Genomic DNA, 23,912 nt, shown 5'->3' with positions numbered 1-23,912 from the left:
CGACACGCCGCGGGACGCGCCGAGCGGAATGACACGGGTGTCATTCCGCGGCTACAGTGAGGGCCGAAGCCACACGCGACGAAGGGTCGAGAACACACCGTGAGTGCCGCCTCCGAACAGGTCACCCCTGCCGTCAGCGCCTCGGACCTCTCCGAGCGCGACCGGGAGGTGCTCGCCTTCGAGCGGCAGTGGTGGAAGTACGCCGGCTCCAAGGAGACGGCCATCAAGGAGCTCTTCGACATGAGCTCGACGCGGTACTACCAGGTGCTCAACGGGCTCATCGACAACCCGGTGGCCCTCGCGCACGACCCGATGCTCGTCAAGCGGCTGCGGCGCCTGCGCGCCAGCCGCCAGCGCGCCCGCTCGGCCCGCCGCCTCGGCATGGAGCCCTGAGCCGGGAGGCCCCCAGAACCAGAGATGCCCGTCCGTGAGGGAAGCCGGACGGGCATCTCTGCTGTCCGGCCCCTCCCGCGCAGCGCCGTCCCACCCGGCGGTCCGCGACGTCCCACCCGTCGAGTGAACAGGACACGCCGCGTGCGCGGGGGCGCAGGCGGCGTGTCCTGTTCACTCGACGGGGTGAGGGCCCGGCGTCAGGGGAGGTCGGGGTCGGGGAACTCGACCGGCCAGCCCTTCTTGGCCAGCTGGTCGCGCACCCGGCGCAGGTCCTTCTCGCTGGGGTCGGCGTGCGTGTACTCGGTGATGGCGGCGGCGATGTCCGACGGCCCGGCGGGGCTGACGTCGGCCCGGCGCAGCGCCTTGGCGATCTTCTTGACCTCGGAGCGGGTCAGGCGGCGCTCGAGGAGCGCGAGCAGCGGCACGTAGTCGTGCTCGGGCACGCCGCCCGGGTAGCCCTCGCGCAGCCAGTTGACGATGCGGGCGAGCGGGCTGCCCTCGCGCGGCGGGGCCTCGTCCTCCTCCTCGTCCATGCCACCGAGCGGCCAGCCGCCGAGGACGAGCTTGGCGCTGACCTGGCGGACCTGCTCGTCCTCGGGGACGAGGGCCCGGACGGCCCTGCGCGAGAGCAGCTTCTCGCCGGCCAGCTTGCGCAGGACGTCGTGCGCCGCGTGCGTGCCCAGCTGCTCCTGGAGGACCGCGCCGAGGGCGGCCGCCTCGGCGTCGGGGACGCCGTCGGGGAAACCGGCCCGGATGTGGGCGATCACCGAGTGCGACAGCTGCGGCATGGCGGAACTCACTTCTTGTCGACGATGGTCGGGAACACGTGCTCGAAGCTCACGGCCTTCCCGAAGCCGCTCGCGACGATGAGCACGAGGCCGAGCACGACCCCGGCGACGATGACCCCGACGAGCAGCCCGGCGACGGCCCGTCCGAGCGGCGAGTACCGCACGCTACCGTCCGGGGCCTCGTCGGCGCCGACGACGAGCGCGCGCATGGCGAGGGCGTAGATCACGGGCAGGCCGGCCCCGAAGAGCAGGCCGACGATCAGGACGTTGCCGGCGCCCTCGAGGGCGAGCTGGATGCTGCGCATGGTGGTCGGTCCTCTCCGTCAGCGGGTCGGGGTCTTGGTGGGGGCCGGGGTGGTGGCCGCGGGCTCGCCGCCCGTCGCACCCCACTCCTCGGTGACGTTGTGGGCCCCGACGTGCTCGCGCTTGGAGCGCAGGTACATGAACAGGGACGCGGCGCACAGGATCGCGAAGACGAGCAGCGCACCGGGCGCGCCGCCGAGCGTGTGCCCGACCCACCACATGAGCGCGCCCATCCCGGCGGCGATGGGGAAGGTCAGCGCCCAGGCGACGACCATCCGACCGGCGGTGGACCAGCGCACGTGGGTGCCGCGGCCGAGCCCACCACCGAGGACCGAGCCGGTGGCGACGTGGGTCGTCGAGAGGGCGAACCCGAGGTGGCTCGAGGCGAGGAGGACGGCGGCGGTGGCGCCGTCGCTCGAGAGGCCCTGGCGCGGCGTGATGTCGACCAGGCCCTTGCCGAGCGTGCGGATGATCCGCCAGCCGCCGATGTACGTGCCGAGGGCGATGGCCGTCGCGGCGCTCACCTTGACCCAGATCGGGACGGCGTCGGTGCGGTCCCAGTGGCCGCTCGCGATGAGGGCGAGGGTCATGACGCCCATCGTCTTCTGGGCGTCGTTCGTGCCGTGCGCGAGCGAGACGAGCGAGGCGCTGCCGATCTGGCCCCAGCGGAAGTACCGCTCGTTGAGCCGGTCCATCACCGAGGAGGTGATCCGGTGCACGAGCCAGCACCCGATGAACGCGACGACGAGCGCGACGGCGGGGGAGAGCAGGGAGGGCAGGAGGATCTTGCCGACGACGCCGTCGAGCTTGGTCCCGTCACCGGTCCACTTGACGCCCGCGAGGCCGAGCCCCGCGGCGCCGGCGCCGGTCAGCCCGCCGAGGAGGGCGTGCGAGGAGCTCGAGGGCAGGCCGAGCAGCCAGGTGAAGAGGTTCCAGACGATCCCGCCGACGAGGCCGGCGAGCACGATGAGCAGCAGCGCCTCACCGCCGTCGGTCAGGAGCTCGGGCCGTGGGGCCCCGCTCTTGTCCTGGATTTTGATGACGGCGTTCGACACGGTGAGGGCCACCTCGACGGAGAGGAAGGCGCCGACGAGGTTGAGCACCGCGCTGAGGCCGACCGCCACCTTGGGCGCGAGGGCCCCGGTGGAGATCGACGCCGCCATCGCGTTGGCCGTGTCGTGGAAGCCGTTCGTGAAGTCGAAGGCCAGGGCCGTCACGATGACGAGCACGAGGATGAGGGTCGCTGCGTCCACGAGGCACCAGTGTGGGGCGGCAACCCCGGCTTCACCAAGACGGGGCCCGTCGTTCACCCGTTGTTCACCCGGCGCGGCGGGACTGCTGCGGCTCCCGGGGCGCGTGGGGCGGCGCCGGGGCATCCGTTTTGTCAGGATGGGGTGATGAGCGACCTGGACTGGAGCACCCCGGACGGACTCGCCGCGATCCGCGCGCACCTCGTCGAGCGCATCGACGGATGGCGGGAGCCGGCCGCGCACGCCGTGGGGCTGTCACCGGCCTCCTCGACGCCGGACTGGCTCTTTCCGCACGTCACGGCGACGCCCGGCGGCCGGCCGGCCCTCGCGACGGTCGTCCTCGCGACGGTGCTCGGTCACGACGGCTCGACCGCCACCCTGCCCCTGTCGCGCTCGGACCTCGCGGCGGCCGTCGAGTCGCTGGCCCCGGCCGAGGCGTGCACGGACCTGCCGCACCCCAACCTCGCCGCGTGGCGCGAGGTCCTCGCCGAGCTGGACGGCAACCCGGCCCGCGAGGCGGTCGCCGTCTTCGTCGCCGACCTCGAGGACCCGGTGGCCTCGGAGGCCGACGCCTCGCTGCGCGTCCACCTCGACGGGGCCGACCCCGCGCTCTGATGCTCGCACCCGGCCCGGGCCGCCGGTGAGCGTTTGCACTCTCCCCCCGAGAGTGCCAATAATGACCATTAGCACTCTCATCATGAGAGTGACAGAACAGACCGGTCCGGTGAGGGCAGGTGCGCCGACGGTGACGTGAGCCGCGGCCCCGGCCCGTCCGTCGCGGGCACCGCCCGGTCCCACCATCGATTCGCGTGGGAGGAACCACCCGAATGGCCAAGATCATCGCTTTCGACGAGGAGGCACGCCGCGGTCTCGAGCGAGGCATGAACACCCTCGCCGACGCCGTCAAGGTGACCCTCGGTCCGAAGGGCCGCAACGTCGTCCTGGAGAAGAAGTGGGGCGCCCCCACGATCACCAACGACGGTGTCTCGATCGCCAAGGAGATCGAGCTCGACGACCCGTACGAGAAGATCGGCGCCGAGCTGGTCAAGGAGGTCGCGAAGAAGACCGACGACGTCGCCGGTGACGGCACGACGACGGCCACCGTCCTCGCCCAGGCACTCGTCCGCGAGGGCCTGCGCAACGTCGCCGCCGGGGCCAACCCGATGGCGCTCAAGCGCGGCATCGAGAAGGCCGTCCGCGCCGTCTCCGACGAGCTGCTCGCCAACGCCAAGGACGTCGAGACCAAGGAGCAGATCGCTGCCACGGCCTCGATCTCCGCTGCTGACCCCCAGATCGGCGAGATGATCGCCGAGGCCATGGACAAGGTCGGCAAGGAGGGTGTCATCACCGTCGAGGAGAGCAACACCTTCGGCCTCGAGCTCGAGCTCACCGAGGGCATGCGCTTCGACAAGGGCTACATCAGCCACTACTTCGTCACCGACACCGAGCGCATGGAGGCCGTGCTCGAGGACCCGTACGTCCTCATCGCGAACTCCAAGATCGGCTCGATCAAGGACCTGCTGCCCCTCCTCGAGAAGGTCATGCAGTCCGGCAAGCCGCTCCTCGTCATCTCCGAGGACGTCGACGGCGAGGCCCTGAGCACGCTCGTGGTCAACAAGATCCGCGGCACCTTCAAGTCCGTCGCCGTCAAGGCCCCGGGCTTCGGCGACCGCCGCAAGGCCATGCTCGGCGACATCGCCATCCTCACCGGTGGCCAGGTCATCTCCGAGGAGGTCGGCCTCAAGCTCGACACCGCGGACCTCTCGCTCCTCGGCCGCGCCCGCAAGGTCGTCGTCACCAAGGACGAGACGACGATCGTCGAGGGTGCCGGTGACAACGACCAGATCCAGGGTCGTGTCAACCAGATCCGCGCCGAGATCGAGAAGACCGACTCGGACTACGACCGCGAGAAGCTCCAGGAGCGCCTCGCCAAGCTCGCCGGCGGCGTCGCCGTCATCAAGGCGGGCGCGGCCACCGAGGTCGAGCTCAAGGAGCGCAAGCACCGCATCGAGGACGCCGTCCGCAACGCGAAGGCCGCCGTCGAGGAGGGCATCGTCGCCGGTGGTGGCGTCGCCCTCATCCAGGCCGGGGCCAAGGCGTTCGCGTCCCTCGACCTCCAGGGTGACGAGGCCACCGGGGCGAACATCGTCAAGGTCGCCATCGAGGCGCCGCTCAAGCAGATCGCGATCAACGCCGGTCTCGAGGGCGGGGTCGTCGCGGAGAAGGTCAGCAACCTCGAGTCGGGCTGGGGCCTCAACGCCGCCACCGGTGAGTACGTCGACCTCGTGTCGGCGGGCGTCATCGACCCGGCGAAGGTCACCCGCTCGGCGCTGCAGAACGCGGCGTCCATCGCGGCGCTGTTCCTCACGACCGAGGCCGTCATCGCCGACAAGCCCGAGAAGGCCGCTCCGGCCATGCCGGGCGGCGGCGACGACATGGGCGGCATGGGCTTCTGAGCCCCTGACGCACCACGGGTCACGACCGACGGGCGGTCCTCCTCCGGGAGGGCCGCCCGTCGGCGTCCCCACCCTCCCCGGCCCGCGTCAGGGGTGGACGGGGGTCGGGCCGGGGTGCTCACCCACAGCCGACGCCCAGCCTCGGACGGCAGGATGAGGCCATGAGCCACCCCGAGCCCGGTGAGGCCCACCCCCTCGTCCTCGGCCCGCTGCTCCGCCACGTCGACGACGTCTCGGCGACGATCTGGGTCCGCACCGCCGCGGCCGCCACGGTCACCGTCGTGCGCGACGGTCGCCGCTGGAGCGCGCCCACCTTCCGCGTCCACGGGTCGCACTACGCGCTCGTCGTCTGCGACGGCCTCGAGCCCGGCACCGACGACCCGTACGAGCTGCTCGTCGACGACGAGCGCGTCTGGCCCCTCGACGGCGCACCGCCGAGCCGCATCCGCACCCTCGACCCCGCCCGCATGCCGCACTTCGCCTTCGGCTCCTGTCGCACGACGGGCACGCACGACGACGAGGGCGTGCGGCGCCACGGCGTCGACGCCCTGCGCAGCCTCGCGGTGACGCTGCGCGACGTGCCGGAGGCCGGCTGGCCCGACCTGCTCGTCCTCCTCGGCGACCAGGTGTACGCCGACACGACGCCCCACCCCGAGCTCGAGGCGTTCATGCGCGCGCGGCGCAGCCTCGACGAGCCGCCGTTCGAGGAGATCAAGGACTACGCGGAGTACGACGAGCTCTACCGGATCACGTGGGTCGAGCCCGTCATCCGCTGGCTGCTCTCGACCGTGCCGTCGGCGATGATCTTCGACGACCACGACATCCGCGACGACTGGAACACCTCGTGGTCCTGGCGCCGCGAGATGCGGGCGACGACGTGGTGGCAGGAGCGCATCGTCTCGGGCCTCGCCTCGTACTGGGTGCACCAGCACATCGGCAACCTCTCGCCGGCCGAGCTCGCGCAGGAGGAGGCGTTCCGGCTCGTCCTCGAGCACGCCGCCGACCACGCGGCGCGCGGCTCGAGCGCCGTCGAGGACGAGCTCGACCTCACGGCGACGCTCGACGCGCTGGCCGCCCGGGCCGACGCCGAGCCCGAGACCTACCGCTGGAGCCACGTGCGGGAGCTCGGCGACTGCCTGCTCGTCGTCCTCGACTCCCGCGCCGCCCGCCACCTCGAGCCCGACCGTCGCTCGATGCTCGACGCGACCGAGACGCAGTGGCTCGACGCGACGCTGCGCGGCGGGTACCGGCACGTCTTCGTCGGCACCTCCCTGCCCTTCCTCCTGCCCCCCGGCCTGCACGACTTCGAGGCCATCGACGAGGCGGTGGCGCAGGGCGCGTACGGTCGCCGGGCGGCCCACGCGGCCGAGCGGGTGCGCCGGGTCGTCGACCTCGAGCACTGGGCCGCGTTCAACACCGGCTTCGACGAGGTCTTCGAGATGGTGATGGACCTCGCGCGCGGCCACCGCGGGCCGGCCCCCGAGACCGTCACCTTCCTCTCGGGCGATGTCCACAACTCCTACCTCGCCGAGGTCACCGACGCCGCCGGCCACGGTGCGCGCTCGCGCATCGTCCAGGCGGTGTGCTCGCCGATCCGCAACCCGATGCCGCGCGGGGTGCGCGTCGTGATCTCGATGCTCACCCGCTCCCTCGTGCGGCCGATGCGCCTGCTCGCGTCGGCCTCGCGGCGCGTGCCCGACCCCGCGTACCCGTGGACGGTGACCGAGGGGCCGTGGTTCGACAACAACGTCGCCCTGTGCCGGGTACTGCCGGACGGGCTGGACCTCACGTGGGTCACCGGGATGGTGCAGGGCGCCGACCACGACCACCCCTGGCTGCGCGAGGTCTGGTCGGTGCAGCTCGACGCGCCGGGCACGGTGACGGATCGACCGGTCGACGACGGGCCATCGGACCACCGCACGGTCCCCGCGGCAGCGGTCTCCGCCACGTCGCCTAGCGTGGGCCCATGAGCGTCGCCGAGTCCCAGCCCGGCCCGGCCGGCGCGTCCGCCGCCCCGCCGGCCCGTCCGCCCGCCGCCCGCGTCGAGAACCTCTCGAAGGTCTACGGCTCGGGCGACACCCGCGTCGTCGCGCTCGACGACGTGACGCTCGACCTCCACGCCGGCGAGTTCACCGCGATCATGGGTCGCTCCGGCTCGGGCAAGTCGACGCTGATGCACTGTGCCGCAGGCCTGGACGCGGCGACCTCGGGGCACGTGTACCTCGGCGACGTCGACCTCACGACCCTCAAGGAGCGCCGCCTCACCGAGCTGCGGCGCGACCGCATCGGGTTCGTGTTCCAGGCGTTCAACCTCGTCCCGACGCTCACGGCGGAGGAGAACATCGTCCTGCCGCTCGCCATCGCCGGGCGCAAGCCGGACCAGGCGTGGTTCGACGAGGTCGTCGACACGGTCGGGCTGCGCACCCGCCTCGGGCACCGGCCCGGCGAGCTGTCCGGCGGGCAGCAGCAGCGGGTCGCGTGCGCCCGGGCGCTCGTCGGCCGTCCCGACGTCGTCTTCGCCGACGAGCCGACCGGCAACCTCGACTCCGCCTCCGGCGCCGAGGTGCTCGGCTTCCTGCGCCGCTCGGTCGACACCCACGGGCAGACCGTCGTCATGGTCACGCACGACCCCGGCGCCGCGAGCTGGACCGACCGCGTCGTCTTCCTCGCCGACGGCCACGTCGTCGGCGAGCTGCGGGAGCCGACGCCCGAGGCGGTCCTCGACCGGATGGCGCGACTGGCCGAGTCGGAGGCCTGAGGTGCTGCGCGCGACGCTGCGCGGCATCCTCGCGCACAAGGTGCGGCTGCTGCTCAGCGGTGTCGCGGTCGTGCTCGGAGTGGCCTTCGTCGCCGGCTCGTACGTCTTCACCGACACCCTCGACCGCGCGTTCACGGGGCTGACGAGCGGTGCGGTCGGTGACGTCATCGTCCGTCCCGGCAGCGCCGACGAGTCCGGCGGCGGGGGCGGCCCGCTCGGCGCCGCCGCGGTCCGCACCGTGCCCGAGGACCTCGTGAGCACGCTCGCCGGGGTGCCCGGGGCCGCTCGGGCGGACGGGCGGGTCACGACCTTCGGGACGTTCGTCGTCGACCGGCAGGGCAAGCTCGTCGGCGGCGGCGGGCCGCCGGGGATCGGTGTCTCGTACAGCTCCGGCCCGGCGGCCAACGGGACACCGTCGGCCACCCTCGTCAGCGGTCGCTTCCCGGCCGCGGCCGGGGAGATCGTGCTCGACGCGACGTCCGCTCAGCGCTCCGGCTGGCGGCTCGGCGACACCGTCCCGCTGCTCACCGCCGGGGCGCAGCCGCGCATCGAGGCGACGCTCGTCGGCACCGCCGAGTTCGGGGGCAGCTCGCTCGTCGGGGCCAGCGTCGTGATGTTCGACGCACGGCAGGCGCAGCAGCTCTTCCTCGACGGCGGCACCGGCTGGTCGACCGTCTGGGTGACGGCCGCCGCCGGCACCACGCAGGACCAGCTGCTGCGCTCGGTGCAGGCCGTCCTGCCCGAGGGGTTCCGCGCCGACACCGGCGACGCCACCTCGGCGCGCGCCGCGACCCGCATCGACGAGGCGCTCTCGTTCGTCACGACCTTCCTGCTCGTCTTCGCCGGGGTCGCCCTCACCGTCGGGGCGTTCCTCATCGTCAACACGTTCTCGATCCTCGTCGCGCAACGCAGCCGCGAGCTCGCCCTGCTGCGGGCCATCGGCGCCAGCCGCCGGCAGGTGGCGCGCTCGGTGCTCGTCGAGGCCGGCATCGTCGGGTTCGTCGGCTCCGCGCTCGGCGTCGGGCTCGGCGTGCTGCTCGCCATCGGCATCCGGGCGGTGTTCGGGCGGGTGGGGCTCGACCTCGGGTCGACGCCGCTCGTCCTTGAGGGCCGCACGATCGTCGTCGCGCTGGCCGTCGGCGTGCTCGTCACCGTCGTGTCGGCGTATCTTCCGGCGCGCCGGGCCGGGCGGGTCCCGCCGGTCGCGGCGATGCGCGACGACGCCGTGCTCGCCGAGGGCGGCCTGCGCTGGCGGGTCGCCGTCGGCGCGATGCTCCTCCTCGCCGGCGTGGTCGGCATCGTCGGGGGCCTGCTCGGGTGGGGCAGCGAACCGACCTACGTCCTCGGCGTCGGCACCTTCGGGGTGCTCGTCGGGACGGCGCTGCTCAGCCCGGTGCTCGGCCGGCCGGTGCTCGGCGTCCTCGGGGCCTTGTACCGCCGGGCCTTCGGGGCCGTCGGGCGGATGGCCGAGCAGAACGCGCGCCGCAACCCCCGACGCACCGGGGCCACGGCGTCCGCCCTGATGATCGGCGTCTCGCTCGTCACGCTCATGTCGGTGCTCGGCGCCTCGGCGAAGGCCAGCCTCGACAAGTCGCTCGCCGAGGACATCGTCGCGGACTACGTCGTCTCGAGCGTCGTCGGCCAGGGCTTCTCGGCCGCCATCACCGACGCGGTCGAGAAGGTGCCGGGGGTCGAGGAGGTCGTCCGGGTGCGCGGGGCGCGGCTCGAGGTCGCCGGGGACCGCGAGTTCGCGACCGGCGTCGACCCGGCCGGGGTCGTGCGCGTGGCCCGCCCCGACGTGACGGCCGGATCGCTCGAGGCCCTGCGCGACGGCGACGTCGCGCTCTCGACGAGCCAGGCCGCAGACCTGGGCCTGACGGTGGGCGACGCGGTGACGACGACCTTCGCGGGCGCGAAGGTCGAGGGTCGCGTGGTCGCGACCTACGAGCCGGACGCCGTGCTGCAGTCCGACGTCACCCTCACGCTCGGCACCTTCGACGAGCTCGGGGTTCCGCCGACCGACCGGACGGCCTTCGTCGTCGCGCAGCCCGGGACCGACCGGCCGGCCCTGAAGAAGGCGCTCGACGCCACCGTGGCGGACCTGCCGCTCGTGGGCGTCGCCGACCAGGCAGAGTTCGCGGCCGAGCAGCGCAAGCCCATCGACCAGCTGCTCTTCATCGTCTACGCCCTGCTCGGGCTGGCCGTCGTCATCGCGGTGCTCGGCATCGTCAACACGCTCGCGCTCTCGGTCGTCGAGCGCGTGCGCGAGATCGGGCTGCTGCGCGCCGTCGGCCTCAGCCGTCGCCAGCTGCGCACGATGCTGCGCCTGGAGTCGGTGGCCATCGCCGTCCTCGGGGCGGTGCTCGGGGTCGTGCTGGGCCTGGTCTTCGCGGTCGCGCTGCAGCGCTCCCTCGCCGACGACGGCATCGACGTGCTGTCGGTCCCGTGGTTGCAGCTCGTCGGCTTCGTCGCGCTCGCCGCCGTCGTGGGCGTCCTCGCCGCCGTCTGGCCCGGCCGCCGCGCCGCCCGCCTCGACGTCCTGCGGGCGATCGCGACCGAGTGACCCGGCCGGTCGACGGGCCGGTGACGCCACCCGCCCGCGGCGGCCGGGCCCGCGGGTAGCGTCACCGTCGTGGACGAACCCACGGAGCTGCCCCACCGACTCGCGCTGCGCGACGACGTCGTGACCCTCGAGCGGGCCCGCGTCGCCGACGTGCCCGCCGTCGTCGCGCTGCTGCGGGACGACGCCATCGGCGCTGGCCGGGAGGCGCCCGCGGACGCCGCCGGCGACGAACACCTCGCCCCCTACCGCGAGGCCTTCGCCGCCGTCGACGCCGACCCGAACCAGCTGCTCGTCGTCGCCCGGGACCCCGACGGCGAGGTCGTCGGCACGCTGCAGCTGACCCTGCTCCACGGGCTCTCCCGGGGCGGGGCGACCCGGCTGCAGGTCGAGGCCGTCCGGGTCGCGTCCGCCCGCCGCGGGTCCGGCCTCGGACGCGCGCTGATCACCTGGGCGGCCGCCTTCGGTCGCGCCCGCGGGGCGGTGCTCGCTCAGCTGACGACCGACCTCCGGCGCGAGGACGCCCGCCGCTTCTACGAGGACCTCGGCTGGGTGCACTCCCACGCCGGGCTCAAGCTCGACCTGCGCTGAGGGTCACGAGAACATCCGCACCGCCTGGGCCTCGACCTCGGCGTACTGGGCGCCGGCCGCCCCGAGCACCCGCCCGATCGAGTCGAGCGACTCGCGCACCTGCTGCTGGGTGCCGCGCCACTGCTCGACGACGCCCTGGAACTGCGCCGACGCGCTGCCGGTCCACGCGTCCTGGAGGCCGACGAGCCGGGCGGTCATCGCGGCGACCTGCCCCTCGACCTCGGCGGAGATGCGGGCGACGTCGCCGGCGGCGGCGGTGATGCGGTCGGTGTCGACCTGGAACTGTGCGGACACGAGGACCCCCTCGGGCTGGTGGGCGACCCGGTGGCCACCCGTTGCCTGCACGCTAGGTCGGCCGCCCGACCCGGCCGCGGAGTTTTCCACAGGCCTGCCACCGGGCGGCGCCCCGCACCGGGTCCGGGCCGGGCGCGTGTGGGTCGGGGCGGGTGGTGGTCGGGCGCTCATCGCGGCGCCGCTGCTCGAGACCCCGGTTCGTCCACGAGACCCCGGCTCGGAGGTCCTGTCTCGTGGACATTTCGGGGTGACCCCGAAAAGGTGAGGCAGGAGGGGACGGGGAGTCGGGAGGGGACGGGGCGTCGGGGCCGGGGCCTACGATCGGCGGGTGGCCGTCCTCATCGATCCTCCGCGGGTCGAGGCGCACGGCCGGCGCTGGTCGCACCTCGTGAGCGACACGAGCCTCGCGGAGCTGCACGACTTCGCCCGCCGGGTCGGCATCCCCGCCCGTGGGTTCGAGGGCGACCACTACGACGTCCCCGAGGAGCGCTACGCGGCCGTCGTGGCGGCCGGCGCCGAGCCGACGGACGCCCGCGAGCTGCTGCGCCGCCTCGTGGCCAGCGGGCTGCGGATGCAGAAGCGGCGCGGCGACAAGGGCGTGGCCCGCGTCACCGGCGTGCGCCTGCCCGGGGTCGTCGTCGACGTCGACCTCATCCGCTCTCCACGCGACGCGACCCCGGACCGGGTCTTCGCCGCCCTCGTCCTCGTCCACGACGCCGCGGGCGACCTCGTGGTCGTGCGGTCGGTGTGGAGGGACGAGTGGGGTGCGCCGGGTGGTGGGCGCGAAGCCGGGGAGTCGGTGCGCGAGAACGCGGTCCGTGAGGTGCACGAGGAGACCGGGCTGTTCCTCGACCCTGCGGCGCTGCGACCGGTCGGCTACGAGCGCTTCCGTGCCGTCGAGGGGGAGGGGCCGTGGACGCGCGGCACCGACCTGCTCCAGCTCTTCGAGACGCACCTGGCGTCCGTCCGGCCGGCGCTGTCGTCGGCCCACGACGACACCTCCGACCGGCGGTGGGTCACCCGGCCCGAGCTGGAGCGACTCTGCGGCGCCACCTTCTGGTGGCCGCTCGTCGACGCGGTGCTCAGCCGGCCAGCCGGGTGAGCTCGCGCGCGAGGTTCTCGCGCGCCACGGGCTCCCACTCGCGCCGGGCGTGGGCCGACCGGTACACGTGCGGCCGCACGAGGAAGGGCCGCAGCACGGCGGAGCGGGCGGTCGCGTACTCGGCCGCCGGCACGTGCGCGTACTCCTCGCGCACCTGACGGCAGTACTCGTCGAACCGCGCTGTGGGAGAGGCGAGGATCCACAGGTCGGCGTCGTGCAGGGTGACTCGCGCGACGTCCGGCTCGGCGTCCTCGACGTCGTGGTCGAGCGTGTCGAGGACGAGGGTGACGACGCGCTCCACGAGGTCCGGGGCGCAGCCCAGGGCGGACAGCTCACGAGCGGCGAGGTCCGCGCTCCGGCGCTCGTCGTCGCCCCCGCCCCGGCCCTCGTACACCGCGTCGTGGAACCACGCGGCGAGCGCGACGGCGGACCGGTCGGCGCGGTGGGCGCGCCCCCGTCGTGCGAGGAGGTCGGCGGCGGCGAGGACCTCGGCGAGGTGCGCGAGGTCGTGGTAGCGGCGGTGGGGCTCGCTCCAACGGCTCAGGAGGTCGGCACCGAGGCGGTCGACGGCGGCGCGGTCCGCGCCGGGGACGGCGTCGGCGCAGTCGGCAACCCACCGTCGCTGCAGCCCGCTCACCAGCCCACTCTGGCAGACCGGCCCGCGCCGGTCACGCGTCCCCGGTGCTCGTCCGCGGGCGGGCGCGCTCCCAGGCGCGGGCGTAGCGGCTGCCCGTGGCCAGCAGCAGGAGCCCGGTGGCGATGAAGGCCACCGACCGGACGACGCCGTCGAGGGCGGCGAGGTCGAAGAGGAAGAGCTTCGCGACGGCGACGGCGCTGAGCAGCAGGCCGCTGCGCAGGGCGAGGTCGGACTCGGACGGGTGCTCGAGCGAGTGCAGCAGCAGACCGGCGGCGGCCGTCATCCAGACGACGGTCGCGACGGCGTGCCCGGCGGTGAAGCCCGTCGCTCCGGCCCCGAGGCGCACCCCGGCCAGCGTGCCGACGCTCACGAGCGCCGTGGCGGTGGCGACCAGCCCGACCGCCCAGGCGAGGACGGCGGCGAGCCGGCGGACCGGCTCGGCGACACCACGCACGGCGCAGGCGGCCCACCACGCGAGGACGGCCACGGCTGCGGCGAGGACGCTCGCCACGAAGGCCGAGGCGAGGTCGTGGTCGGTGGCCAGGCGGACGGTCGTCACCGCGAGCGCGTCCGGCAGCCAGGCGAGGACCCCCAGCGCTCCCACGCCGGCGCCGAGGCCGAGGGCGATCCGCGAGCGGGTGGCCCCGGCGACGGCGAGGTGGGCCAGGGCGAGGACGAGCAGGCCGCTGCGCACGAAGCCGTCGGGGACGCCGGAGAGGACGGCCAGCACCGCACTGACGCTGCCCGCGGTGGCGGTCGTCACGAGCAGGTGCGGGGCGACCCGGCCGAGGGGCGCCCGGCCGAGGGCGGTCGCCGCGAGCAGCAGCACCGCCCCGACGGCGCCGTGGACGAGGGCGCGCGGGGTCGACGACAGGGCGGCCGCGGCGGCGAGGGCACCCGTCGCGACGATCGCCAGTGCGGCGCTCGAGGCGATGTCGTCGGCGTCCCGGCGCACCGAGAGAGCGGAGGTGACGACGGTGGCGGCGAGCACGACCAGCCCGACGGCGACGAGGGGCGCTGCACCCGGCCGGCCGGCGGTGGCGGCCGCCCCGGCGAGCAGCGCCAGGGTGACGGGGACGACCCGGACGAGCGTGAGCCACGGCGTCGTGCGGCCGTGCCCCGCCCACCACCCGACGGCGGCGAGCACCGCGAGGACGGCCGCGAGGACCCAGTCGGCGCGGCCGGCGACGACCGGCGCGAAGAGACCGCCACCGCCGACGAGGAGGACCGCGAGCAGCTCGCTGCCCCAGCGGCGCGCGACGAGCGACCCGAGCGCGCTCACCGCGAGGCAGAGCACGACGCCGACGGAGGCCGGGAGCCATCCGTAGAGCGCGGTGACGGCGACGACGTCGAGGTAGGCCACCGCGGCACCGGTGGCGACGAGCGCCACGGGGGCGCTCCCCGCGGGAGAACCCCGGTCGCGGTCGCGCGCCCCTCCGCGCACGCCGAGACCACCGAGCAGTCCTGCGAGGAGCGCGCCCGCGGAGACCCGGGCGCCGGGGCCGAACCAGCCGTGACGGACGGCCAGGACGAGGAGCATCGCGACCCCGGAGAGCGTGACGACGGCGCCGGAGACCGCGAGCACGCGGGTCACGGCACCCTCGCGCCGGTACCAGGGCCCGCCCGGCACGGGCGGGGGACCGACGACGGGCGGGCCGGCGGGCGGCGCCTGCGTCGACGGACGTGGCACCGGGCCGGACGGCGTCGACCCTGCAGACGACGCCGTCCGGCCCGGTGCTCCGGCCACCGCCGGGACGGGGACTCCCTGGTGTCCCGTCCCGGCGGCGTGGTGCGGGAGGCCGCCCTGCGCGGCTCCCGCGACCCCGCCCTGCGCGGGGCCTCCCGACCGGACGGCGGCCGACGCCGTGCGGGGGGTGGTCGTGACGACCGGCTGCTGCTCGAGCTCGTGGCGGAGCCGGGCGAGACCGTTGCCGACGACGTACATCCGCTGCATCGCGTCGGCGAACTCGACCTCGAGGCGTGCCACGTCGTCCCGGTGCGTCATGCCCCCAAGACTCCCGGCGGAGCCCGTCGGGGCGCCTGAGCACCGGTACTCAGCCGGTCCCGGCGCCCCGACGGGTCGTCGGTCAGCCCTGGCTGCTCGCGGCCGCGGCGAGCGTCGCGCGGACCTCCGAGCTCTTGCCGTCGCGCAGGACGGTCAGCGTGACGGTGCTGCCGACGGACTGCTCGCGCACGTAGCCGATGAGCGACTCCGCGCCGTCGACCGGGTCACCGTTGACGGCGACGATGACGTCGCCCTGGCGCAGGCCGGCCTTCTCGGCGGGGGTGCCGGACTCGACCTTGGTCACCTCGGCGCCCGAGCGGGTGGCCGAGCCGTCCGAGGCGGTGCCGTCCTGCGGGTAGACCCCGAGGTAGGCGTGCTGCGCCTTGCCGGTGTCGATGAGCTGCTTGGCGATCGACTGCACCTCGGTGGCCGGGATGGCGAAGCCGATGCCGATGCTGCCCGACTGCCCGCCGGAGGACTGGCCGAGCGAGGCGATCGAGGAGTTGATGCCCACGAGGCGGCCCGACGCGTCGACGAGGGCGCCGCCGCTGTTGCCGGGGTTGATCGCGGCCGAGGTCTGGATCGCGTTGGTGACGACCGGCTCCGCCTGCGTCTGCTGCTGCTGGAAGCCGCCGTTGAAGGGGTTCTGCTGCTGCTGGGGCTCCTCGGCCTGCGTGCTGACCGGGCGGTTGAGCGCGCTGACGATGCCCGTCGTGACGGTGCCGGCGAGGCCGAGGGGGTTGCCGACGGCCATGACCGGGTCACCGACGGCGAGGGCCTCGGAGTCGCCCATCGAGATCGGCGTGAGGTCGTCGGGGGCGTTGTCGATGGTGATGACCGCGAGGTCGGTGGAGGGGTCGGTGCCGCGCACCTGGGCCGAGAACGTGCGGCCGTCGGCGAGGGTCACCTGCAGCTTCTGCGCGCCGGCGACGACGTGGTTGTTCGTCACGACGTGCGCGTTGCCGTCGATGATGACGCCCGAGCCCTGCGCCTCGCCGTTCGCGAGCTGCGCGGTGATGGCGACGACGCTCGGCGAGACCGCCTTGGCGGTCGCGGCCCAGTTCGGCGCGGACGCGTCGGCCTGCTGCACCGGCGCGGCGTCCGTGCCGCGACCCGACTGGGAGGTGGACACCGTCGACGTCGTCGAGGTGTCGTCCATCAGCCGAGTCGCGGCCAGGGTGCCGCCGGAGGACAGGACGGCGGCAAGCACCGCGACGCCGACGATCTCGGCGCCACGGCGACGACCGGACCCGCGGGAGGGGACGCCCGAGGGTCCGGCACCCCCGGCCGGCCCGAACGGCCCCGACGGAGGGGGAGGGGCCATCGGACCGGTCGGGGTGCTCTGGGGGTACCCGGTGGGGACCGGGGTGGTCGGCGAGCCCTCGCCCGTCGGCTGCGACGCGGTGGTGGTCCCACCGTGCGGGGTGTACCACTGCGGGGCGGTCCACGGGCCGGGGTTCTCCGGGGTGCGGGGCTGCTGGTCGTTCATCGCCGACGGGTCTCCTTCTGTTCGACTGGTCCCCACTCAACGCCACCGAGGTGGGCGTGCGCTGGTCAGTGGCTGGGAGTCCGCTGTGCGAACCGGACCACGAAGGTCGCGCCGCCGCCGGGCGTCTCGGCGACGCCGACCCGGCCGTGGTGGCTCGCGACGATGGCGGCGACGATGGCCAGGCCGAGGCCGGTGCCGCCCCCGCCGGTGCGTCCGCGCGAGGGGTCGGCGCGGTAGAAGCGCTCGAAGACCTTCGTCGAGATCTCCGGTGGCACGCCGTGCCCGTGGTCGCGGACCTCGAGGCTCGGCACGCCGTCGTTCAGGCCCACGGCGACCTCGACGGGTGTGCCCTCGGGTGTGTGCCGCAGGGCGTTCGCGACGAGGTTGGTGACGACCTGGCGCAGCCGAGGCTCGGAGCCGCGGACGACGCAGGGCTCCACCCCGCCCTCGAAGCCGACGAGCTGGATGCGCCGCTCGGGTGCCCGGGCGCGCGCGTCCGCGACCGTGTCGGCGGCGAGGACCGTGAGGTCGACGTCGGTGTGCTCGACCTCGGGCTCCTCGTCGAGGCGCGCGAGGGTCAGCAGGTCCTCGACGAGCGCGCTCATCCGGCCGGACTCGGCCTCGATGCGCTCCATCGCCGACCCGACGGCCTCGGGGTCGCGCACGGCGCCCTGCCGGTACAGCTGTGCGTAGCCGCCGACGGTCGCGAGCGGGGTGCGCAGCTCGTGCGAGGCGTCGGCGACGAACTGGCGCATCCGCTCCTCGCTGGCCTCGCGGACGGCGAAGGAGGTCTCGACCTGCGCGAGCATCGCGTTGAGGCTGCGGGCCAGCGAGGTGACCTCGTCGTCGGCCTGCCGGACGGGGATGCGCTGGGTGAGGTCCCCCTCGGCGATGGCGGCCGCCGTGTCCTCGATCCGGCGCAGCGGCCGGAAGGCGCGACGCACCGCGAAGTGCCCGAGCACGAGCGAGAGCACGAGGGCGAGAGTGCCGAGGAGGGCGGTGGAGACCAGGAGGCGGGTGACGGTGTGCGACACCGGTTCCAGCGGCACCCCGACCGCCACGACCGCGTTGCTCCCGCTGACCTGGGCGGCGATGAAGCGCCACGTCATCCGGTCGTTCTTCGAGCCGACGGTGAACGGGGTCTGGGTGCGGACACGGGGGTCGGACACGGAGAGCGAGGGCAGGAGCGGCTCGGCGTACCTGCCCACCGGCGGGCGGACCGCCGTGAAGGTCGGGGTCTGGATCGCGAAGGCGTAGCTCGTGGGCAGCGCGTCGTCGGGGCGGCTCTGGAGGTCCGAGATCGCCTGGGTCGCGACCGGGCTGAGGACGCTGCGCAGCTCGGCGTCGACGCGGGCGTCGAGGTCGCTCTTGAGCAGGTAGGCCGTCACCATGCTCGTGAGGATCAGCGCCGCGCCGACGAGGACGCCGACGATGAGCAGGAGGCGGGTGCGCAGCGGCACCGCCTCCAGCCGGCCGACGACACGCGACACCGGCCGGGCGAGCGAGGCCATCAGGTCTGCGGGGGCAGCCGCAGGACGTACCCGACGCCGCGCTTGGTGTGGATGAGCGGCGGGGCGCCCTCGACGTCGATCTTGCGCCGGAGGTAGGAGATGTAGGACTCGACGATGCCGGACTCGCCCCGGAAGTCGTAGTCCCACACGTGGTCGAGGATCTGCGCCTTCGAGAGCACCCGGTTCGGGTTGAGCATGAGGTAGCGCAGCAGCTTGAACTCGGTCGGGCTGGTCTCGATGACGCGAGTGCCGCGCCGGACCTCGTGGCTGTCCTCGTCGAGCTCGAGGTCCTCGAAGCGCAGGACCGGGCGGTCCTCGTCGACGTCACCCCGGGTGCGGCGCAGCACCGCCCGGATGCGCGCGACGACCTCCTCGAGGCTGAAGGGCTTCGTGACGTAGTCGTCGCCGCCGACGGTCAGGCCCTTGATCTTGTCGTCGACCGAGTCACGCGCGGTGACGAAGACGATGGGGAGGCGCCGGCCCTGGTCGCGCAGCCGACGGGTGACGGTGAAGCCGTCCATGTCGGGGAGCATGACGTCGAGGACGCAGAGGTCGGGCTGGTGGTCGTCGGCGACCTTGAGGGCCTCCGAGCCGCTCGCGGCGGTGGCGACGTCGAAGCCGGCGTACCGCAGCGAGGTGGCGAGGAGCTCGCGGATGTTCGGCTCGTCCTCGACGACGAGGAGCCGGGCCTCGGGGGGCTGCGTGGCTGTCACGTCTCCCAGTCTCGACCCCGAGTCTGTGAGTCCGCTGGACGTCGGCTGGGCAGGAGCGGCGAGCCGCGGCGCCTCAGGTGCCCGTGAACGCCCCGTTCGTGCCCGCGAGGACGATGATCCCGACGATCGCGAGGACCCCGAGGCCGATCGCGACGCCGAAGGAGATCCAGCCCCAGCGGGACATCTTCCGGGAGCTCTCGGGGTCGGAGGACTGCTTGGTCAGGCCGATGATGCCGAAGACGAGCGCGGGGACGAACACGATGCCGACGCAGAACCCGATGGTGATGACGGTCGTCAGGCCGGAGACGATGGTCAGGACGAGGGCGCTCGTGTTGTTGCGGGGTGCGGCGTAGGGGGAGCCGGGCCCGTAGGCGGGGGCGCTGCCGTACGGCGCGGCGGGGCCGTAGGGCGCGGACTGGCCGTACGGCGCGGACTGGCCGTACGACGGGACGGAGGCACCCGGGGCGGGCGGCGGCGGGTAGGTGCCGGCCGCCGACGGTGCGCCGTAGGGGTCGACGGGCGGGGCCGGCGGCGCGCCGTACGGGTTCTGCGCCGGGGTGGCGTGGGGGTCCGTCGCCGGCGGGGCGTCCTGCTGCGGCGCGCCGTAGGCGGGCAGGTCGTAGGACGGCGTCGAGTAGGTGGGCTGCTCGTAGGACGGCGGGGCCGGCGGCGCCGGCGGGGTGAAGGGGCGCGTGGCCTCCGCGCCGACGACCTGCGTGTCGTCCGGGCCGGGGGCGGGCGACGGCTCGGTGGAGTCGGGGAGCGGCGGGGGCGCGGTCGGGTCGCGGTGGTCGTCGCTGCTGCTCACGGTGCTGGGGTCCCCTCGGGTCGGCGTGGCCGCGGGTCGGCCTCCGCGCACGAGGATAGGGGGCGGGCGGCGTCGCCCGTGGAGGTCCGGCGTGTCAGGATCGAGGCGTGAGCCGTGCACTGCCGCAGGTCGAGCCGGACCCCTCCCTCCCGGAGCGGGTCACCGTCTACGAGGTCGGGCCCCGGGACGGGCTGCAGAACGAGTCGGCCGTCGTGCCGGCCGCCGTCAAAGCCGAGTTCGTGCGCCGCCTCCTCGCCGCGGGCCTGACGACCGTCGAGACGACCTCCTTCGTCGACCCGCGGTGGGTGCCGCAGCTCGCCGACGCCGAGGAGGTCCTCGGGCTGCTCGGTGACGAGGGGCGTGGGGCGCGCCGGCCGGTGCTCGTCCCCAACGTCCGGGGCCTGGACCGGGCGCTGGCCGCCGGGGTCGGCGCCGTCGCGATCTTCGGCAGCGCGACCGAGACCTTCGCCCGCAAGAACCTCAACCGCTCGCTCGAGGAGTCGGTCGCGATGTTCGCTCCCGTCGTCGAGCGGGCCCGGGCCGAGGGGCTGTGGGTGCGCGCCTACGTGTCGATGTGCTTCGGCGACCCGTGGGAGGGACCGGTGCCGGTGCCCCAGGTCGTCGACGCCTGCCGACGCCTCATGGACCTCGGCTGCGACCAGCTGTCGGTCGGCGACACGATCGGGGTGGGCACGGTCGGTCACGTGCACCGGCTGCTCGAGGGGCTCGACGCCGCCGGCATCGGGCCGGAGCGCACCGGGGTGCACTTCCACGACACCTACGGGCAGGCGCTCGCGAACACGCTGGCCGCGCTGCGTGACGGCGTCACCGTCGTCGACGCCTCGACCGGCGGGCTCGGCGGCTGCCCCTACGCGAAGTCGGCGACGGGCAACCTCGCGACCGAGGACCTCGTGTGGACCCTCGAGGGCGCCGGCGTCGAGACGGGCGTCGACCTCGACGCGCTCGTCGAGACCTCGGCCTGGATGGCGGGGGTGCTCGGGCGCCCCTCGCCCTCGCGCGTGGTCAAGGCGCTGACCGGCGGCTGAGCCGTCGCCCTGCGCCTCAGCGCTGCCGGACCCCGTTGACCTCCGGGGAGATCTGCCGCTCGAGGGCCAGGGCCAGGGCCGCGACGAGCGCGAGGCAGACGAGGAGGACGGCGACGAACACCCCGGCGAGCCGGCGGTCGAGCAGCCAGCCGGCGGCCACCGGCGCGGTGATGGCGCCGACCTGGAAGGCCATCCCCGACACCGCGTTGTAGCGGCCGCGGTCGTGGTCGCTCGCGAGGTCGTTGACGATGGCGGGCACGGTCGGCTGCAGGAGCGTCTCGCCGAGCCCGAAGAAGACGTGGAAGACGATGACGCCCGCGGCCGCCGCGAGCGTGCCGGCGACGAGGCCGGTGGCGCCGAGCAGCGCCCAGGCCAGTGCCCAGAGGACGACGAGGCCGAGGAAGACGCGGGTGCGGCGGCGGCCGTCGATGCGGCGCAGGACGAGGAACTGCATGAGCACGATGACGGCGGTGTTGGCCGCGAACGCGAACCCAATCGTGCGGGTCGAGACCTCGCTGACCTGCCGGGCGAAGGCGGGGAAGCCGGCCTCCATCTGCCCGTAGCCGACGAAGCTCGAGAGGAAGGTCAGCGCGGTGAGCCACAGTACGGCCGGTCGGCGCAGGATGGCCAGGTAGCCGGTGCCGCCCTCGCCCTCGGCCGCGGGGACCGGCCGGCCGGCCACCGCACGCAGCGGGCCGAGCAGCAGCGCGACGGGGACGAGGACGCAGACGGCGTCGACGACGAAGATCGCGCTGAAGGTGCCGGGGCGCGAGACGTCGGCGAGGAAGCCGCTGACGACCCCGCCGATGCCGATGCCGAGGTTGACCAGCGCGAAGTTGATGCCGAAGTACTGCGTGCGCAGGCGGCCCTCGACGATGCTCGCGATCATCGCGTTGAAGGCCGGCCAGCCGACACCGAAGCTGATGCCGAGGAGCACGACGGCGACGGTGAGGCCGGTCACCGTGGTCGCGAAGGCCATGACGAGGGCGCCGAGCACCTGCGCGAGCAGCCCCGCGATGACGACCGGGCGGGCGCCGAGCCGGTCGGTGATGACGCCGACGGGCGCCGTGACGACGACGGCCACGCCGGCGATGAGCCCCATGAGCAGGCCGGTGACCGACAGGGGGACGCCGCGGACCTCGTGCATGTAGATGGCGGTGAACGGCAGTGTCATCCCGCGCCCGAGCGTGGAGATGGCGGTCGTCGACAGCAGCCAGCGCCCGGCCGGGGGCAGCGCCGCCCAGAACCCGCGCACGGTCAGGTGCGCGTCGTCGGTGGCGGGGGAGGCGGTCTCGGGCACCGGGACACGCTCCCACGGCCCGCCGACACCCCGCGACCGGGTTCCTCCCGCCCCGCCCGCCGCCACCACCCCGACGGCTCGTCACGTGCGTCACCTGCGTATCGGGTCACCCGATACGGGAGCGCTCCACCCCGGAACGGTTGTCGGGGGAGGCGCAGCGTTGTCGGGTGACCCGAGACGGGCGCGCTGTACCCGGGAACGGTTGTCGGGGGAGGCGCAGCGTTGTCGGGTGACCCGAGACGGGCGCGCTCCACCCGGGAACGGTGGTCGGGGGAGGCGCAGCGGTATCGGGTCACCCGATACGCGTGGGACTCGGGGTGGGGGTGGGGTGGGCGGGCGCGAGAACCCGGCAGCGCGGTGTCGGCCCCAGCGGTTAGCCTTGGTCGTGGTGCCCGCTCCCGGGCGCCCCGCGTGACGACCGATGGATGAGGTGGACCGTGCCGACTGGCAAGGTGAAGTTCTTCGACGCCGAGAAGGGCTTCGGATTCGTGTCCGGCGACGCCGGCGAGGGGGACGTGTTCGTCCCGGCGTCCGCCCTGCCCGCCGACGTCCAGGGCCTCAAGGGCGGTCAGCGCATCGAGTTCAGCATCGCCGAGGGTCGCCGCGGCGCCCAGGCGATGGCCGTGCGCGTCCTCGACCCCGCCCCGTCGGTCGCGACCAACCGTCGCGTCCGCGACCGCAAGCCGGCCGACGAGATGGTCGTCATCGTCGAGGACGTCATCAAGCTCCTCGACAACGTCTCGGAGTCGCTGCGCCGCGGGCACTACCCCGACAAGCAGCACGGCAACAAGGTCGCCCAGGTCCTGCGGGCCGTCGCCGGCGACCTCGAGCTCTGATGGCGCCCGCCACCGCGGTCCGGCCGGACGCCACCCTCCGGGGCGCCGTCGACGTCGCCCGCGAGGCGCTGACCGGCGTCGCCGAGCCCGGCACCGTCGGCGACCACCTCGGGATGGAGATGGTCGACGAGCGCCTCGCGACGCACTACTTCGCCTGCGACGCCGCCGCCTACCGCGGCTGGCGCTGGGCGGTGTCGGTCGCGCGCGTCGCCCGCTCCAAGACCGTCACCGTCTGCGAGACCGACCTCGTCCCGGGCGAGGGCGCGCTGCTCAGCCCCGAGTGGCTGCCCTACGCCTCGCGCCTCGCGCCCGGTGACCTCGGCCCCGGCGACGTCACCCCGTACGTCGACGCCGACCCGCACCTCGAGGCCGGCTGGGAGGCCACCGGCGACGAGGACGTCGACGCCGCCGCGCAGTGGGAGCTCGGCCTCGGCCGGGTCCGCGTGCTCTCGGCCGAGGGCCGCGAGGTCGCCGCCCAGCGCTGGTACGACGGCGACAACGGCCCCGCCGCGCCGGTCGCGGTCAAGGCGCCGATGCCCTGCTCGTCCTGCGGCTACTTCCTGCCGATGGCCGGTGCGCTGCGCACGGTCTTCGGGGTGTGCGCCAACGAGTGGTCGCCCTCCGACGGCAAGGTCGTCAGCCTCGACCACGGCTGCGGGGCCCACTCCGAGGCCGACGTCGAGGCCCCGCCCGCCGAGCGGGTGCCCGCGCCGATCCTCGACGACAACGCGCTCGACGTCAGCTGACGTCGCGCCACGACGCCGCCGGCCGCCTCAGGCGCCGGCGGCGTTGCCGCGTCCGCGGCGGACGTACCACCACGCGAACGCGCCGAGCGCGAGGCCGGTGACGCAGGCCCACGGCCACCACGAGCGCTCGCCGGTGTGCAGCGCCGGGACGAGCAGGGTGACGACGAGGGCGACCGCCCACACGCCGGAGCCCACGAGCACGAGCGTGCGGGTCGGGACGTCCGGCGGGTCGACCGGGGCGGAGCGCCCGAGGAGGGCGGGGTCCGGGGCGCGCGTGGGCTCGTCGGTCACGGCGCCAGCGTAGCGATCTCGCCGTCACACCCCCG

Annotated in this window: 23 protein-coding genes; 11 read left to right on the top strand and 12 right to left on the bottom strand. The window is 74.4% G+C overall.

Translation table 11 applies throughout. The annotated features are described in order from the left end of the window. The first annotated feature begins 99 nt into the window (after nt 1-99). Entirely contained in the window at nt 100-393 is a 294-nt protein-coding gene (locus tag J3473_RS13640) for a DUF3263 domain-containing protein (protein ID WP_207024256.1), read from the top strand. Nucleotides 394-590: 197 nt separating this feature from the next. Here J3473_RS13640 and J3473_RS13635 read toward each other — a convergent pair whose 3' ends face one another. From J3473_RS13635 to J3473_RS13625, 3 genes are read right to left on the bottom strand one after another with little or no spacing between them, the layout of a single operon-like run. Continuing rightward, complete coding sequence (locus J3473_RS13635) at nt 591-1,193, bottom strand: DUF3349 domain-containing protein (RefSeq protein WP_207024254.1); 603 nt, start codon at nt 1,191-1,193, stop codon at nt 591-593. Next, entirely contained in the window at nt 1,190-1,486 is a 297-nt protein-coding gene (locus J3473_RS13630; protein WP_207024252.1) for a hypothetical protein, read from the bottom strand. The genes J3473_RS13635 and J3473_RS13630 overlap by 4 nt, the downstream gene beginning before the upstream one ends. 18 nt (nt 1,487-1,504) lie before the next feature. Next, on the bottom strand, nt 1,505-2,737 hold the full coding sequence (locus J3473_RS13625; protein WP_207024250.1) for an inorganic phosphate transporter: 1,233 nt from the start codon (nt 2,735-2,737) through the stop codon (nt 1,505-1,507). Between the two features lie 144 nt (nt 2,738-2,881). Between J3473_RS13625 and J3473_RS13620 the strand changes: the two genes are divergently transcribed. The 6 genes from J3473_RS13620 (at nt 2,882) to J3473_RS13595 (ending at nt 11,099) form a co-directional block, all read left to right on the top strand. Next, nucleotides 2,882-3,349, top strand: a complete 468-nt coding sequence (locus J3473_RS13620) for a hypothetical protein (RefSeq protein WP_030528624.1) — start codon at nt 2,882-2,884, stop codon at nt 3,347-3,349. Between the two features lie 212 nt (nt 3,350-3,561). After that, nucleotides 3,562-5,190 carry a chaperonin GroEL gene (gene groL, locus J3473_RS13615; protein ID WP_207024248.1) on the top strand — a complete coding sequence of 543 codons (1,629 nt, stop codon included), beginning with the start codon at nt 3,562-3,564 and terminating at the stop codon, nt 5,188-5,190. A gap of 161 nt (nt 5,191-5,351) precedes the next feature. Then, nucleotides 5,352-7,160 carry an alkaline phosphatase D family protein gene (locus tag J3473_RS13610; protein ID WP_207024246.1) on the top strand — a complete coding sequence of 603 codons (1,809 nt, stop codon included), beginning with the start codon at nt 5,352-5,354 and terminating at the stop codon, nt 7,158-7,160. Continuing rightward, a complete protein-coding gene (locus J3473_RS13605) occupies nt 7,157-7,948 on the top strand; it encodes an ABC transporter ATP-binding protein (RefSeq protein ID WP_030528627.1) in 792 nt (263 codons plus the stop codon). Before J3473_RS13610 ends, J3473_RS13605 begins: the two co-directional genes overlap by 4 nt. Nucleotide 7,949: 1 nt before the next feature. Beyond that, nucleotides 7,950-10,511 (top strand): ABC transporter permease, encoded by a 2,562-nt coding sequence (locus J3473_RS13600; RefSeq protein WP_207024244.1) that lies wholly within the window; start codon nt 7,950-7,952, stop codon nt 10,509-10,511. Nucleotides 10,512-10,580: 69 nt separating this feature from the next. After that, nucleotides 10,581-11,099 carry a GNAT family N-acetyltransferase gene (locus J3473_RS13595; RefSeq protein WP_242525867.1) on the top strand — a complete coding sequence of 173 codons (519 nt, stop codon included), beginning with the start codon at nt 10,581-10,583 and terminating at the stop codon, nt 11,097-11,099. Between the two features lie 3 nt (nt 11,100-11,102). On the opposite strand, the gene J3473_RS13590 is transcribed toward J3473_RS13595, so the two are convergent. Next, nucleotides 11,103-11,393, bottom strand: coding sequence for a WXG100 family type VII secretion target (locus J3473_RS13590; RefSeq protein ID WP_030528630.1), 291 nt, complete (start codon nt 11,391-11,393; stop codon nt 11,103-11,105). 328 nt (nt 11,394-11,721) lie between these two features. Between J3473_RS13590 and J3473_RS13585 the strand changes: the two genes are divergently transcribed. Further along, nucleotides 11,722-12,495: a DUF4031 domain-containing protein gene (locus tag J3473_RS13585; protein WP_207024242.1), complete on the top strand. Its 774-nt coding sequence runs from the start codon at nt 11,722-11,724 to the stop codon at nt 12,493-12,495. Here J3473_RS13585 and J3473_RS13580 read toward each other — a convergent pair. The 6 genes from J3473_RS13580 to J3473_RS13555 all read right to left on the bottom strand — a co-directional run bounded on the left by J3473_RS13580 (nt 12,476) and on the right by J3473_RS13555 (nt 19,658). Then, nucleotides 12,476-13,132, bottom strand: a complete 657-nt coding sequence (locus J3473_RS13580; RefSeq protein ID WP_207024240.1) for a metal-dependent phosphohydrolase — start codon at nt 13,130-13,132, stop codon at nt 12,476-12,478. The two genes, J3473_RS13585 and J3473_RS13580, sit on opposite strands and share 20 nt — an antisense overlap. Before the next feature lie 31 nt (nt 13,133-13,163). Then, nucleotides 13,164-15,137, bottom strand: a complete 1,974-nt coding sequence (locus J3473_RS13575; RefSeq protein WP_207024238.1) for a DUF2339 domain-containing protein — start codon at nt 15,135-15,137, stop codon at nt 13,164-13,166. Nucleotides 15,138-15,219: 82 nt separating this feature from the next. Then, nucleotides 15,220-16,626, bottom strand: coding sequence for a S1C family serine protease (locus J3473_RS13570; protein WP_207024236.1), 1,407 nt, complete (start codon nt 16,624-16,626; stop codon nt 15,220-15,222). A 65-nt stretch (nt 16,627-16,691) separates the two neighbouring features. Further along, a complete protein-coding gene (locus J3473_RS13565) occupies nt 16,692-18,137 on the bottom strand; it encodes a cell wall metabolism sensor histidine kinase WalK (RefSeq protein ID WP_207024234.1) in 1,446 nt (481 codons plus the stop codon). Then, on the bottom strand, nt 18,137-18,850 hold the full coding sequence (locus J3473_RS13560; protein WP_207024231.1) for a response regulator transcription factor: 714 nt from the start codon (nt 18,848-18,850) through the stop codon (nt 18,137-18,139). Before J3473_RS13560 ends, J3473_RS13565 begins: the two co-directional genes overlap by 1 nt. A 73-nt stretch (nt 18,851-18,923) precedes the next feature. Next, the gene (locus tag J3473_RS13555) at nt 18,924-19,658 is read right to left on the bottom strand and encodes a hypothetical protein (RefSeq protein ID WP_207024229.1); all 735 of its coding nucleotides are present in this window, start codon (nt 19,656-19,658) and stop codon (nt 18,924-18,926) included. Between the two features lie 107 nt (nt 19,659-19,765). On the opposite strand from J3473_RS13555, the gene J3473_RS13550 reads away from it, so the two are divergent. After that, a complete protein-coding gene (locus J3473_RS13550) occupies nt 19,766-20,704 on the top strand; it encodes a hydroxymethylglutaryl-CoA lyase (RefSeq protein WP_207024227.1) in 939 nt (312 codons plus the stop codon). A 16-nt stretch (nt 20,705-20,720) separates the two neighbouring features. Here J3473_RS13550 and J3473_RS13545 read toward each other — a convergent pair whose 3' ends face one another. Next, complete coding sequence (locus tag J3473_RS13545; protein WP_207024225.1) at nt 20,721-22,004, bottom strand: MFS transporter; 1,284 nt, start codon at nt 22,002-22,004, stop codon at nt 20,721-20,723. 437 nt (nt 22,005-22,441) lie between these two features. On the opposite strand from J3473_RS13545, the gene J3473_RS13540 reads away from it, so the two are divergent. Continuing rightward, nucleotides 22,442-22,840, top strand: coding sequence for a cold-shock protein (locus J3473_RS13540; RefSeq protein ID WP_030528640.1), 399 nt, complete (start codon nt 22,442-22,444; stop codon nt 22,838-22,840). Continuing rightward, nucleotides 22,840-23,586, top strand: a complete 747-nt coding sequence (locus J3473_RS13535) for a DUF3027 domain-containing protein (RefSeq protein WP_030528641.1) — start codon at nt 22,840-22,842, stop codon at nt 23,584-23,586. The genes J3473_RS13540 and J3473_RS13535 overlap by 1 nt, the downstream gene beginning before the upstream one ends. 27 nt (nt 23,587-23,613) lie before the next feature. Here the strand turns inward: J3473_RS13535 and J3473_RS13530 are convergent, their stop codons facing one another. Next, nucleotides 23,614-23,877, bottom strand: coding sequence for a DUF2530 domain-containing protein (locus J3473_RS13530; protein ID WP_030528642.1), 264 nt, complete (start codon nt 23,875-23,877; stop codon nt 23,614-23,616). Nucleotides 23,878-23,912: the final 35 nt, after the last annotated feature.

The organism is Phycicoccus sp. DTK01 (genome assembly GCF_017312765.1).
Taxonomy (GTDB): domain Bacteria; phylum Actinomycetota; class Actinomycetes; order Actinomycetales; family Dermatophilaceae; genus Phycicoccus; species Phycicoccus jejuensis.
Note: the sequence above shows the minus strand (reverse complement) of the source record. Positions and strands in the feature narration are given on the sequence as shown.

Excerpts from the sequence above, each read along its gene's own strand:
- J3473_RS13630 (WP_207024252.1), bottom strand. The coding sequence starts at position 1,486 with ATGCGCAGCATCCAGCTCGCCCTCGAGGGCGCCGGCAACGTCCTGATC.
- J3473_RS13620 (WP_030528624.1), top strand. The coding sequence starts at position 2,882 with ATGAGCGACCTGGACTGGAGCACCCCGGACGGACTCGCCGCGATCCGC.
- groL (WP_207024248.1), top strand. The coding sequence starts at position 3,562 with ATGGCCAAGATCATCGCTTTCGACGAGGAGGCACGCCGCGGTCTCGAG.
- J3473_RS13610 (WP_207024246.1), top strand. The coding sequence starts at position 5,352 with ATGAGCCACCCCGAGCCCGGTGAGGCCCACCCCCTCGTCCTCGGCCCG.
- J3473_RS13605 (WP_030528627.1), top strand. The coding sequence starts at position 7,157 with ATGAGCGTCGCCGAGTCCCAGCCCGGCCCGGCCGGCGCGTCCGCCGCC.
- J3473_RS13575 (WP_207024238.1), bottom strand. The coding sequence starts at position 15,137 with ATGACGCACCGGGACGACGTGGCACGCCTCGAGGTCGAGTTCGCCGAC.
- J3473_RS13570 (WP_207024236.1), bottom strand. The coding sequence starts at position 16,626 with ATGAACGACCAGCAGCCCCGCACCCCGGAGAACCCCGGCCCGTGGACC.
- J3473_RS13565 (WP_207024234.1), bottom strand. The coding sequence starts at position 18,137 with ATGGCCTCGCTCGCCCGGCCGGTGTCGCGTGTCGTCGGCCGGCTGGAG.
- J3473_RS13535 (WP_030528641.1), top strand. The coding sequence starts at position 22,840 with ATGGCGCCCGCCACCGCGGTCCGGCCGGACGCCACCCTCCGGGGCGCC.